Source organism: Streptomyces sp. NPDC050548 (genome assembly GCF_044457385.1).
GTDB lineage: Bacteria > Actinomycetota > Actinomycetes > Streptomycetales > Streptomycetaceae > Streptomyces.
The window spans coordinates 742729-755043 of record NZ_JBITGV010000002.1 but is presented as its reverse complement, the minus strand read 5'-3'; the positions used below and the strand labels follow the sequence as shown (position 1 = coordinate 755043).

11 protein-coding genes are annotated in these 12315 nt (G+C 70.4%); 2 read left to right on the top strand and 9 right to left on the bottom strand.

The genetic code is table 11. The features are described from left to right. Positions 1–8: 8 nt before the first annotated feature. Genes ACIBJH_RS09290 through ACIBJH_RS09250 form a run of 9 tightly spaced genes read right to left on the bottom strand, consistent with a single transcriptional unit; the run spans position 9 to position 10080 of the window. Positions 9–1154, bottom strand: coding sequence for a thiolase family protein (locus tag ACIBJH_RS09290; protein ID WP_399116218.1), 1146 nt, complete (start codon positions 1152–1154; stop codon positions 9–11). A 16-nt stretch (positions 1155–1170) separates the two neighbouring features. After that, entirely contained in the window at positions 1171–2319 is a 1149-nt protein-coding gene (locus ACIBJH_RS09285; RefSeq protein WP_399116217.1) for a CaiB/BaiF CoA transferase family protein, read from the bottom strand. 52 nt (positions 2320–2371) lie between these two features. Continuing rightward, positions 2372–3136, bottom strand: coding sequence for a crotonase/enoyl-CoA hydratase family protein (locus ACIBJH_RS09280; protein WP_399116216.1), 765 nt, complete (start codon positions 3134–3136; stop codon positions 2372–2374). A 44-nt stretch (positions 3137–3180) separates the two neighbouring features. Next, entirely contained in the window at positions 3181–4431 is a 1251-nt protein-coding gene (locus tag ACIBJH_RS09275; protein WP_399116215.1) for a MaoC family dehydratase N-terminal domain-containing protein, read from the bottom strand. Further along, entirely contained in the window at positions 4428–5972 is a 1545-nt protein-coding gene (locus tag ACIBJH_RS09270; protein WP_399116214.1) for a class I adenylate-forming enzyme family protein, read from the bottom strand. The genes ACIBJH_RS09275 and ACIBJH_RS09270 overlap by 4 nt, the downstream gene beginning before the upstream one ends. A 29-nt stretch (positions 5973–6001) precedes the next feature. Further along, positions 6002–7132, bottom strand: a complete 1131-nt coding sequence (locus ACIBJH_RS09265) for an acyl-CoA dehydrogenase family protein (RefSeq protein ID WP_399116213.1) — start codon at positions 7130–7132, stop codon at positions 6002–6004. Then, a complete protein-coding gene (locus tag ACIBJH_RS09260) occupies positions 7123–7599 on the bottom strand; it encodes a VOC family protein (RefSeq protein WP_399116212.1) in 477 nt (158 codons plus the stop codon). The genes ACIBJH_RS09265 and ACIBJH_RS09260 overlap by 10 nt, the downstream gene beginning before the upstream one ends. Before the next feature lie 8 nt (positions 7600–7607). After that, complete coding sequence (locus ACIBJH_RS09255) at positions 7608–8807, bottom strand: cytochrome P450 (RefSeq protein WP_399116211.1); 1200 nt, start codon at positions 8805–8807, stop codon at positions 7608–7610. Between the two features lie 40 nt (positions 8808–8847). Next, complete coding sequence (locus ACIBJH_RS09250; RefSeq protein ID WP_399116210.1) at positions 8848–10080, bottom strand: CaiB/BaiF CoA transferase family protein; 1233 nt, start codon at positions 10078–10080, stop codon at positions 8848–8850. A gap of 112 nt (positions 10081–10192) precedes the next feature. On the opposite strand from ACIBJH_RS09250, the gene ACIBJH_RS09245 reads away from it, so the two are divergent. Continuing rightward, positions 10193–11512: an acyl-CoA dehydrogenase family protein gene (locus ACIBJH_RS09245; RefSeq protein ID WP_399116209.1), complete on the top strand. Its 1320-nt coding sequence runs from the start codon at positions 10193–10195 to the stop codon at positions 11510–11512. Next, positions 11509–12288, top strand: coding sequence for an SDR family NAD(P)-dependent oxidoreductase (locus tag ACIBJH_RS09240; protein ID WP_399116208.1), 780 nt, complete (start codon positions 11509–11511; stop codon positions 12286–12288). Before ACIBJH_RS09245 ends, ACIBJH_RS09240 begins: the two co-directional genes overlap by 4 nt. Positions 12289–12315: the final 27 nt, after the last annotated feature.

Here is a 12315-nt window from a genome sequence, read left to right as displayed (position 1 = left end):
GACAGATGTCACGGAAGCAGTTCGATGATCGTGGCGTTGGCGGTGCCGCCGCCCTCGCACATCGTCTGGAGGCCGTAGCGCAGGTTCCGTTGGCGCATGCGGGCGAGCAGGCGGGTCATCAGGATGGCGCCGGAGCCGCCGAGCGGATGGCCGACCGCGATCGCTCCGCCCAGCGGGTTGAGCCGCTCGGGGTCGGCCCCCGTCTCGGCCAGCCACGCCAACGGGACCGGTGCGAAGGCCTCGTTGACCTCGTACGCCCCGATGTCCTCGATGGACAGGCCGGACCTGCGCAGGACCTTCTCCGTCGCCGGGATCGGCCCCGTCAGCATCATGATCGGGTCCGCGCCGCTGACCGCGCCGGAGTGGTAGCGGGCAATCGGCTTGAGGCCCAACTCCCTTGCCCGTTCGGGAGTTGTGATGAGCAACGCGGCGGCGCCGTCGGAGATCTGGGAGGCGTTCCCGGCGTGGATCACGCCGTCCTCCTTGAACGACGGCTTGAGTTTGGCGAGGGTCTCGACCGAAGTACCGCGCCGCAGGCCCTCGTCGACGGTGAACTTGGTGCCGTCGACCTCGATGGGCACGATGTGGTCGTCGAAGATCCCCGAGTCGATCGCCGCGGCGGCCTTGGCGTGCGACTCGGAGGCGAACTCGTCGAGCCGGGTGCGGCTGAGGCCCCACCGCTCCGAGATCAGCTCGGCGCCGACACCCTGGCTGAACTGGAACCCGTCGTAGCGGGCCAGGACGGCCGGTCCGTACGGCTGTCCGGTGGTCCGGTGCGAGCCCAGCGGGACCCTGGTCATGGTCTCCACTCCCCCGGCCACCACGAGGTCGTACTGCCCTGCCATGACGGCGTGCGCGGCGGAGTCGACGGCCTGCTGGCTGGAGCCGCAGGCCCGGTTGACGGTCACCCCGGGGACGTGTTCGGGCCAGCCCGCGGCCAGTGCCGCGAAGCGGGCGATGTTGCTCGACTGGTCGCCGATCTGGGTGACACAGCCCCACATCACGTCGTCCACGGTGCCGGGGTCCACACCCGTGCGTTCCACCAGCGCGGTCAGTACGTGTGCCGACAGATCGGCCGCGTGCACGGCGGCCAGGGAGCCGTTGCGCTTGCCGATGGGCGCGCGTACGGCGTCGACGATGACGGCCTCGGGCATGACAGGGTCCTTTCGGTCAGTGGGGGAACTGGACGGCGGCGCCGCTGTCGACGAGTCCGTCGGCGTCGGCGATCTCCCAGTCTTGGAAGACGGCGCGAGTGTCGGCCCCTACCGGTGGTGCGGCCGGACCGGGGCTCGACGGTGTGGCGGAGAAACGGGGGGCCGCCGCGGGCTGGACGACGCCCTCCCGCGTGAACAGGCTTCCACGCGCGGCCAGTTGGGGGTGTGCCGCCGCCTCGGTGAGACCGAGGACGGGTGCGACGCAGGCATCGGTGCCCTCGAACAGGACCGCCCATTCGTCGCGGGTGCGCTCGGCGAAGCGTTCGGCCAGTCGGCGGCGCAGCTCCGGCCAGGTCGACCGGTCGTGCTGAAGTCCGGGGTCGATGTCCAGTTTCAGCAGCTCGATCAGGCTCCGGTAGAACTTGGCTTCGAGGGCGCCGACCGCCACATGTCCGCCGCCCTTGGTCTCGTAGACGGCGTAGAACGGCCAGCCGCCGTCGAGTTGGTTGATCCCCCGCTCGTCGGTCCAGGCCCCGCGCCCGAGTTTGCCGAAGGTACTCGCGAGGAGATGGGCCGTCCCGTCGACGATGGCCGCGTCGACGACCTGGCCGACTCCCGTGCGCCCTACGGCATGCAGGGCGGCCAGCACGCCGATCACGAGGTAGCAGCCGCCGCCCCCGAAGTCGCCGACCAGGTTGAGCGGTATCTGCGGTGGGCCCGCCGCGTCGCCGATCGCGCCGAGCGCGCCGGTGAGGGCGATGTAGGTGAGGTCGTGTCCGGCTGCTGCGGCGAGCGGTCCGGTCTGGCCCCAGCCGGTCATCCTGCCGTAGACCAGCCGGGGGTTGCGGGCCAGGCACTCGTGGGGTCCGATGCCCAGGCGTTCGGTGACGCCGGGGCGGAATCCCTCGATCAACACATCGGCGCGCTCGGCGAGTTGGAGAAGGGTGGCGGGTCCTGCCGGGTGCTTCAGGTCGAGTACGACCGACCGCTTGCCCCGGTTGAGGACGTCCGCGGGGCCGCCCGCGTCGGGCTCGGCCGCCCGTTCGGGCCGGTCCACCCGGACGACCTCCGCACCGAGATCGGCGAGCAGCATCCCGGCGAACGGACCGGGCCCGATGCCGCCCAGCTCGACCACACGACAGCCGGACAGTGGTCCTGCGGTCACAACACCCTCCCTGGCAGCCTGAGTTGAGGATCCTGATGCTTCTACGGCGCTGTCAGCGGCCCTTCCAGACCGGCGGGCGCTTCTCGGCGAACGCGGCGGCGCCCTCCCGCGCGTCCTCGGACGAGAACACCGGCGAGGCGATCTCGGCCTGCCGGATCCAGCCCTCCGCCAGCGTCCAGTCGGCGGCGGACTGCGCGATCTGTTTGGTGGCGGCGACGGCGAGCGGGCCGTTCGCCGCGATGGTCGCCGCGAGTTCCAGCGCGCCGGCCAGCGCGCCGCCCTCGTCGGTGAGCCGGTTGACCAGTCCGACCTCGGCCGCGCGCTCGGCGGTGATGGGCTCACCGGTCAGCAGCAGCTCCAACGCGATGGCGTACGGCACCCGTTGGGGAAGGCGCAGTGCCGCACCGGCCCGGGCGACCAAGGACCGCGTCACCTCCGGTACCCCGACCCGCGCCGCGCGAGACGCCACGACGAGATCGCAGGCGAGGAGCAGCTCGAAGCCGCCGGCCAGCGCCCAGCCCTCCACCGCAGCGATCAGCGGTTTGCGCGGCGGGGTGATGGTGATCCCGCACAGCCCCCGGCCCTCGATCGCGGGGCTCTCGCCGCGCAGCCACGCCTTGAGGTCCATGCCCGCCGAGAACGTGCCCCCCGCTCCCGTGAGCACACCGACCCGCAGCTCGTCCGTCTCGTCCAACTCGTCGACCGCGGCGGCGATTCCGGCACCCACACCGGCGTCCAGCGCGTTCTTCACCTTGGGACGGTTGATCGTGATGACCTGGACCGCGCCCCGGCGCTCCGCCAGTACCTCGTCAGACACTGTGCCTCCTGAGTTCTCGTTCTCGACTGCCGCTCACTTGCAGCTCACTTGACCGCGAACCGCTCCAGTTCGTGGGCGACCATGCCGTCCAGGTCCTGGGCGGGCGGCTCGGGAAGTTCGACGGCCCGTTCCCTGGTCGGCAGCAGCACAACCGCCCTGCCGGGTGTGGTGACTTCGCCGCGCTGGTTCTCGCAGCGCACGTCGATGTGCACCTCGCTGCGTCCGTCCGCCTGCCGTTTGTCGACGACCGTGCCGTGCACCCAGGTGGTGTCGCCGAGGTAGTTGAACTTGCGGTGTTCGCAGCGCAGTTGCCACAGCCAGCCGTCGTCGCCGATCCAGTCGGTGAGGAGGTGACAGAGCCAGGTCTCGCGCATGCCGCCGTAGTCGTAGGGGTTGGGGAGGCCGAGTTCGCGGGCCCGCTCGGGTTCCCAGTGCAGGCGCTGCACGGTGTCGGGGACACCCAGGCGGTTGGGCGGGTAGAGGCCGGGGGCCTTGCGCCGTACGGCCGCCGCGATGCCGAAGGCGCCGGGCGGGGTGAGCTGCATGCCCCAGCCGAGGTGCCAGACGACCACGTCCGTGGTGGTCAGTGGGCCCTTCACCCGGGGTTGCAGCACCTCACCGACCTCGACGTCCTCCCAGTAGCGGGGTTCGGCGCCGCGCCTGGTCTCGGCGGCGTACGCGGCGTCGATCTCGGCCAACTGCTCGGGCAGGTACGGCTGTTGTTCGAGCGCTTCCTTGGCTCGCTTCTTCGACGTGTGCCGCTCGGCGTTGATCCACGTGCCGCGGCGCAGGGCGTGCATCTCGCCGCGTCCGTTGGCGTAGAGGTAGTCGCGGACGACGTGTGCGGTGCGTCCGCCGAAGCTGCTGCGCTTCAGCTCCACGCCGACCTGGGTCTGCAACACCCGGCAGCGGTCGCCCAGTTGGAGGGGCCGCCACCACTCGAACTCCATCACCGCCTGATAGGAACCGAGGCCCGCGAAGGGGTCGCCCTTGAGGAGCGCCTTGGTCCCCGGGTCCGGTGCCGGGGCCGCGTCCTCCCCCATCGTGTAGAGGAAGGTGGGCGGTGCGACGAGCGCGCCCCAGCGGGTCTTCGCCGCGTAGTCCGGGTCGCAGTACAGGGGGTTGGCGTCGCCGTAGCCGTAGGCGAAGTGGCGTGAACCGTCCCACGTCACTTCGTGGTTGTGCGGCGGATTGCGCTGCGGCTGGGGGACTCCCAGACGGCGCCGGGAGCGTGCGACCGCCTCGTCCGTGAGCACGCCGAACTGTTCGGCCGGCTTCTGCTCGGTATCGCTCACCGGTCAACCTCCTTGCTGGACACCGCGGTTACTCCTTCGGGCACCGACGCTCCGGCGGGTTCGGCGAGCCGGGCCCTTACGAGGTCGAGGAGTTCGACGCGGCTGACCTTGCTCGACGGGGTGCGGGGCAGGTGGTCGAGGACGACGATGTGGGCGGGCACCTCGTACGGGGTGAGGTGGGTGCGGCAGAGGGCGGTGAGTTCGGCCGCGTCCGGTGCGGGCTGCCCCGGCTCCAACTCGACCGCTGCGACCGGCACTTCACCGAGCCGCGGGTCGGGCAGTCCGGCGACGGCCGCCTCGCGTACGGCCGGGTGGGTCTCCAGGACGCGTTTGACGGTCTCCGGCTGCACCTTGAAGCCGCCGCGGATGATGGCGTCGTCGGCGCGGCCCTCGATCCACACGAACCGGTCGGCGTCGATGCGGGCCAGGTCGCTGGTCTTCATCCAGGTCCGGCCGCCATGAATGCTCTGCTCGGTGCGGACCTCAAGGCGGCCGGTCCGGCCGGGCGGCAGCTCGGTGCCGTCCTCGCCGGTCACCCTCAACTCGACGCCGGCGAAGGCGCGTCCGGCACTGCCCGCCTTGCGCTGCCACCAGTGTTCGTGCAGCGGGAGGGTCCAGCCCGCGACGGCTCCGGCGAACTCCGTTGCGCCGTAGGTCATCAGAACCGGGATGCCGTAGGTGCGGAAGAAGGCGTCGGCGAGTTCCGGCGGGCACGGTGCCGTGCCGGAGGTGACCACCTGGAGGGTGGCGAGGCGTTCCTTGGGGATCCGCGCGTCGAGTACGGCGCGAATCGCGGCCGGGACCAGGCTCGCCGCACGCAACCGGTGGCGTTCGACCGCGCTCACCCAGGGTTCGACGCCGAACTTGGGCGTCAGGAGCATGCGGCGCCCGGTGGCGAGGCAGGCGAGGGCCCGCCACAGTCCGCCGATGTGCACGAGCGGGGTGGCCACGAGGGACGCCGATCCCGACAGGAGCCGGTCGTCCTTGCGGGTCTGTCCGCCGGAGACGAGGGCCTGGTCGAGCTGGCCGATGCGCAGGTGGACGCGTTTCGGGGGGCCGGTGGTGCCGGAGGTGAGCATCTCCACGGCGATGCCCGGACTCGTCGGGGCCGCGACGGGTGCCGTGCCGCCTGCGCGTCGTAGGGATCCGTCGGTGTCCAGTTCAAGGGCCGCGCCCTGTGCGGTCACGGCGTCCAACACGCCCTCGCGGGCGAGGACTTCGACTCCGGACACGACGACGGGTGGGGTGCATCGGGCGATGTCGGCGGCGAGCCGGGCGGCGGGCTGGAGCGGGCTGAGCATGACCAGGCAGCGGCCGGAGGCGATCACCGCGGCGACCACGGCGACGTGCTCGGGCCGGTTCTCCAGGACGACCCCGACGCGGGTGCCGGCGGGCAGGCCCAGCGCGTCGAGCGCTTCGCCCAGGCCCCGCGCGGTGCGCTGGACCTGTCCCCAGGTCCACCAGTTCCGGTCGTACTCGATCGCCTCGGCAGCCGCGGGCGCTTCCGCCAGCAGGCGGGACAGGCGGTCGCGAATTCCCACGTGATGAACCTTTCGACAGGACGTCGGTCTCAGATTCCGACCAGGTCGGCCAACCGGCTCCGGTGCGTCGCCGGGCCGCCGAACAACTGCTCCGACGACTTGGCGCGCTTCAGATAGAGGTGTGCGTCGTGCTCCCACGTGTAGCCGATGCCGCCGTGGATCTGGATGTTCTCCTTGGCCGCGTGGGTGAAGGCCTGCGCGCAGCAGGCGGCGGCCAGGGCGGCGGACACCGGCAGTTCGGCGGGCACCAACTGTGCGGCGGACAGGGGCAGTTCAGCAGCGGCGACGGCCGTCGCGTGGTAGGCCGCCGACCGGGCGCCCTCCACGGCGACCAGCAGGTCGGCGCACTTGTGCTTGATCGCCTGGAACGAGCCGATGGGCCGCCCGAACTGCACCCGGACCTTCGCGTATGCCACGGCCGCGTCGAGGCATGCTTGTGCTCCGCCCACCTGTTCGGCGGAGAGTGCCACCGCCACCAGGTCGAGCACGGTGCGCAGATACGGCGTGGCGTCCCCGCTCGGGCCGACCCGCAGCGCGGGTGCGCCGTCGAGGTCGACGCGGGCCAGCCGCCGGGTCGGGTCGAGGGTCTCCAGCCGGGTGCGGGTCACTCCGGGTGCGTCACCGTCGACGGCGAAGAGCCCAAGTCCCGTGCCAGTGCGAGCCATTACGAGGATCAGGTCGGCGGTGTGGCCGTCGACGACGAACATCTTGGTGCCCGTCACGGTCCCGTTCTCGGCCGAGGCTTCGATGTCCTCCAGCCGCCAGGAGCCGCGTTCCTCCGCGAGGGCCAGGGTGGCCGTCAGCGTTCCGTCGGCGATCGCGGGCAGCCACCGCGCCTTCGCCGCCTCGTCGCCGGAGGCCGTGAGGGCCTGGCCGGCGAGTGCCACGGTCGCGAAGTACGGCGACGGCAGCAGGACCCGTCCGGTCTCCTCCAGCACGATCCCCAACTCGACGGGCCCGCCGCCGGATCCGCCGTACTCCTCGGGCAACGCGAGCCCGTGCAGGCCGAGTTGGTCGGCCATCTGCCGCCAGAGCCCGGGATCGTGCCCTTCGGCGGAGTCCATCGCGCGGCGCACGGCCGCGCTCGGCGCCTTGTCGGCGAGGAAGCGCCGCAGTGTCGTACGGAGTTCCTCCTGCTCCTCGGTGAACGTCAGTGCCACGACGGTGCCTTGGCGCGGAGGTAGGCGTCGAAGTCCGGGATGAGGGTGCGGTCCACGATCTCGATGCGCAGGCCGTACGGATCGCGGTGGTAGGCGAAGAGCGCCGGGGTGCCGTCGACCAGCGCGCAGGCCTCCAGCGGGAAGCCCGCCTCCTCCAGCCGTTTGGAGGTCGTCTGCAGGTCGTCGCAGAAGTAGCCGAGGTGGTGGACGGACAGGTTCGGGGCCGGTGTCCAGGGTGTTCCCGGGATCTCCTGGACTAGTTCGAGGTGCGGGGCGTCCAGTGAGTACGCGTAGCGCAGCGGGAGTACGCGTCCGCCGTCCGCCGTCCGGACCGGCAGGTCCGCGGCCATGGTCCCGGTCCAGCGGTGGCCCGCGAGTTCGGTCAGCCGGGTCTTCCAGGTCTCGATGTCGGGGACCACAATTCCCGTGTGGTAGAGGTCAGTTGGGCTGAGTAGGTGCGTCGTCATGGCGTCGTTCACCACTCCAGCCGGAGCTGCTTGATGCCGTACATATTGCCGTGCTGTTCGAGGTCCTGGCCGGGGGTGATCCCGTAGTCGGGAATGCGCCGGTGCCATTCCTCGACGGCCACGTTGAGTTCGAGGCGGGCGAGGTGGGAGCCGAGGCAGCGGTGCGGTCCCGATCCGAACGCGATGTGGTTGGTGGCTTTGCGCCGGAGGTCCACTTCGAGGGGCCGGTCGAAGCGCTCGGGGTCGCGGTTGCTGACCGCGAGCGGGAGCATCACCATCTCCCCCGCCTTCACCGGGCAGCCGCCGATCTCGACGTCCTGGGTCGCCTTGCGGGCAGGCACGACGAACGAGTAGACGCGGAGGATCTCCTCGACCGCCGTCGGGATCAGCGAGGGGTCGTCGACGATCGCCCTGCGCTGTTCCGGGTGCGTGGCGAAGTGGTAGAGGGCCCAACCGATGGAGATGGGGACCGTGTCGAAGCCGGCCTGGAACAGCAGGATGCAGAACGCGTGCATGTCCCGGTCGCTGATCGGTTCGTCGTCGATCGTCCAGGTCATGGCGCGGGACAGCAGGTCGTCGCGGGGTGCCTCGCGGCGGAGCGCGATCTGCTGCTCGAAGTACTCCGACACGGCGTTCATGGCGCTCAACTGCCGTTCGCCGTGCGGGTCTTCGCCATGGGAGAGATGCAGCAGGTCGTGGATCCGGTCGAGGAACTGCGGGAGGTCCTGCTCGGGCAGGCCCATCAGGCGCATGAAGATCAGGGTCGGGAAGCGGCGGGCGAACGAGTCCAGGACGTCGGCGGAGCCGCTGTCCTTCAGCTCGTCGATCAGACCGGACGCGACCTCGCGGATCTCCGGTTCGCGGGCGGCGACGGCCTTGGGCGAGAAGGCGCTGCCCAACAGGCGCCGCCACGCGGTGTGTTGGGGCGGGTCGAGCATCTCCGGGATCCACAGGAACCTGGGGTCCGGATCGAGCGCCGTGACGGACTGGTTGGAGAAGGTCCGCCAGTCCTGGAGCGCCTGCTGGACGGCCTCGCCCTCGGTGACGACCCAGTATCCGCGCGCGATGGTGCTGCGGAATCCGGAGTGGGTGCGGGCGATCTCGTCCCAGCGTTCCTGATGGCTGAGGACCGGGCCGCCGAGCCGGTTGTCGAAGTGGTAGGCGGGGACGCCTTGGTGGGTCCCGTCGGGTTCGGGTGTCGCGCTCATCACGGCTCCTTTCGTACGGTCGCTTCTTCACCCACGGCACTCATGTCGCCGCGCCGTCGATCTTCAGCGCGATCAGTTCCTCGTCGGAGAGACCCAGTGAGCGCAGGACCTCGTCGGTGTGTTCCGCGAACTGCGGTGCCCGGGTGAGGTCGACCGGGGTCTCGTCGAACTGGACGGGGCTGGCGACGAGTTCACGGTCGACGCCGTCCGCGTCCATGACGGAGGCGATGAGTCCGTTGGCGCGCAGCGAGGGGTCCTGGCCGACCTCCCAGGCGTTCTGCACCACCGACCACTGGCCCTCGCCGCGGGAGAGGATCTCGACCCACTCCTCGAAGGTTCGGGACGCGATGAGTTCGGCGACGATGTCGGCCGCCTGAGCCGCGTTGGCCATCAACTTCTCGGTGCTGTCGAAGCGTTCGTCGGTGCCGAGTTCGCCGCGTCCGGCGAGCTTGCAGAACTCGGCCCAGTAGCGGCCTGGCTGAAGCATCGACAGTTCGATCCAGCGTCCGTCCGAGGTCAGGTACGCCCCGATGAGGGGGTTGGTGCGCGAGCCGTGCCGGGGCTGGACGTTCACCGGCAGCGGGCCGCCGTTCATCAGCGCCATGTTGACCGTGAACTGGGTCGCCCAGGCGCCGACGCCGAGCAACGACACGTCGACCACGGAGGGTTCGCCGGTGGTCGCGCGGGAGTAGAGGGCGGCGGCGATACCGCCGGCGATCGTCATGCCGCCCATCGCGTCGCCGTAGGCTCCGGCGGGCATCCGGATCATCCGGTCCGCGCCGGGCGGTGTGACGCCGGCCGCGCTGCCGCCGCGCGCCCAGAAGGCCGTGGAGTCGTAGCCGCCCTTCGTGGCCTCGTCCCCGCGCTGGCCGAAACCGCTGCCCCGCACATAGATGATGTCCGGGTTGACGGCTCGGATGTCCTCCACCTCGATGCGCAGTTTCGCGCGTGCCTCGGGCAGGAAGTTGGTCAGGAACACATCGCTGCGGCGGACCAGTTCCTCGAACGCCTTGCGGGCCGACGGCTTCTCCAGGGCGAGGCCGACGCTGCGTTTGCCCCGGTTGGGTCCCTCCACGATCGGGAAGAACGACGACCCCTCGCTGGTGGCGTCGTAACCGAGGACACGGACCAACCCCCTCTGTCCGTCGCCGCGTTCGGCGTGTTCGATCTTGATCACATCGGCGCCCCAGTCGGCGAGCACGGCACCCGCCGCCGGGACGAAGGTGAACTGGGCTACTTCGAGAACGCGTACGCCCTCCATCGGCCTGCGCATCGACCAACTCCTCATACTCATCTGCCGTCACGCACTCCGAGTATGGACCGAGCCTCGCTAAAAAGTATACTGTTTTGCTGTCGCCGACCAACCCGCACCTTCCGGAGGGCCGATGCTGGACTTCTCGATCGAACCCGAGTTCCAGGCCAAACTGGACTGGGCGACGGCCTTCGTACGGGAGGAGGTCGAGCCGCTCGACCTCCTCTTCCCGCACGGCGGCGACCCGTACGACACGCGCAACGAGAAGGCCCGCGCGATCCTCAAGCCGCTCCAGGACCAGGTCCGCGCCCAGGGCCTGTGGGCCTGCCACCTCGGCGCGGAACTCGGCGGCGCGGGCTACGGCCAGGTGAAGCTCGCGTACCTCAACGAGATCCTCGGCCGCTCCTACTGGGCGCCCACGGTGTTCGGCACCGCCGCACCGGACACCGGCAACGCGGAGATCCTGGCCATGTTCGGCACCGAGGAGCAGAAGGCGCGCTATCTGCAGCCCCTGCTCGACGGGGACATCGTCTCCACCTTCTCGATGACGGAACCGCAGGCGGGAGCGGATCCCAAGGAGTTCGTGTGCCGGGCGCGGCGCGAGGGGGACCAGTGGGTGATCGACGGGGAGAAGTGGTTCTCCTCCAACGCCCGGTACGCGGCCTTCCTCATCGTCATGGCCGTCACCGACCCGGAGGCACCCCCGCACGCCCGGATGTCGATGTTCATCGTCCCGGCCGAGACACCCGGCATCGAGATCAAGCGCAACGTCGGCACCATGGACGAACGCGACTCCCTCGACGAGGGCATCCACGCCTATATCCGCTACGACCAGGTGCGGGTCCCGCTCGACGCCATGCTCGGCGGCCCCGGCGAGGGCTTCAAGGTCGCCCAGGCCCGGCTCGGCGGGGGCCGGGTCCATCACGCGATGCGCACGGTCGGCAAGTGCACCCGCGCCTTCGACATGATGTGCGAGCGCGCGCTGTCCCGCCGTACTCAGGGCACTCTTCTCGCCGAGAAGCAGGCGGTGCAGCAGTTCATCGCGGACTCCTGGGTGGAGTTGCAGCAGTTCCGGCTGCTGGTGCTGCACACCGCCTGGATCATCGACACCCAGCCGCACGGCGCGGCCCGCACCCAGATCGCGATGTGCAAGGTGCAGACGGCGAAGGTGCTGCACGACGTCATCCAACGCGCCCTGCATCTGCACGGTTCGCTGGGCACCACCAACGAACTCCCGCTCGCCAAATGGTGGATGGCCGCCCCGAACCTCGCGCTCGCCGACGGTCCCACGGAGGTCCACCGCACCACGATCGCCAAGCAGCTGTTGAAGCACCGCAGTCCGGCCGACGGCCTGTTCCCCAGCGAGCACATCCCGCCGAAGCTGGAGGCCGCCCGCAAGCGGTACGCCCACATCGTCGAGGACGACAGCCTCACCGGCCGGGTGCAGGCATGAGCGAGACCCGCGACACCAAGTCCCTTGCCCCGGCAGACCTGTTCGACCTGTCCGGCAAGGTCGCGCTCGTCACGGGCGGCAGTCGCGGACTGGGTCTCGCGATGGTGCGTGCCTTCGCGACCGCGGGCGCCGACGTCGTGATCGCCAGCCGCAAGCTCGACGCGTGCGAGACGGCGGCGGACGAGGTGCGGGCCCTGGGCCGCCGCGCGCTGCCCGTCGCCGCCCACGTCGGCCACTGGGACGACCTGGCCCGCCTCGCCGACGCGGCCTACGAGGAGTTCGGCCGGGTCGACGTCCTGGTCAACAACGCCGGCATGTCACCCCTCGCCCCGTCCTCGGCCGACACCAGCGAGGAGCTCTTCGACAAGGTGATCGGCGTCAACTTCAAGGGCCCGTTCCGGCTCGCCTCGTTGGTCGGACAGCGGATGGCCGACTCGGAGAACGGGGGGTCGATCATCAACGTCTCGTCGTCCGGAGCGCTGATGCCACAGCCGCGCTTCGGCCCGTACGCGGGCGCCAAGGCCGCGCTCAACGCGCTCACTACGGTCTTCGCCCTGGAATACGGCCCGACCGTGCGCGTCAACACGATCTCGGCCGGGCCGTTCCTCACCGACATCTCCAAGGCCTGGGCGCCGGAGAAACGGCAGACGACTCGCAGCGCGATCGGGCGTCCCGGACAGCCTGAGGAGATCGTCAGCACCGCGCTGTACCTCGCGAGCGACGCGTCGAGCTATACGACGGGGGCGCTGATCCGGGTGGACGGCGGACTGTACTGACCATCAAAGGCATTCAAAGGCATGGTC

Excerpts from the sequence above, each read along its gene's own strand:
- ACIBJH_RS09290 (WP_399116218.1), bottom strand. The coding sequence starts at position 1,154 with ATGCCCGAGGCCGTCATCGTCGACGCCGTACGCGCGCCCATCGGCAAG.
- ACIBJH_RS09260 (WP_399116212.1), bottom strand. The coding sequence starts at position 7,599 with ATGACGACGCACCTACTCAGCCCAACTGACCTCTACCACACGGGAATT.
- ACIBJH_RS09255 (WP_399116211.1), bottom strand. The coding sequence starts at position 8,807 with ATGAGCGCGACACCCGAACCCGACGGGACCCACCAAGGCGTCCCCGCC.
- ACIBJH_RS09250 (WP_399116210.1), bottom strand. The coding sequence starts at position 10,080 with ATGCGCAGGCCGATGGAGGGCGTACGCGTTCTCGAAGTAGCCCAGTTC.
- ACIBJH_RS09245 (WP_399116209.1), top strand. The coding sequence starts at position 10,193 with ATGCTGGACTTCTCGATCGAACCCGAGTTCCAGGCCAAACTGGACTGG.
- ACIBJH_RS09240 (WP_399116208.1), top strand. The coding sequence starts at position 11,509 with ATGAGCGAGACCCGCGACACCAAGTCCCTTGCCCCGGCAGACCTGTTC.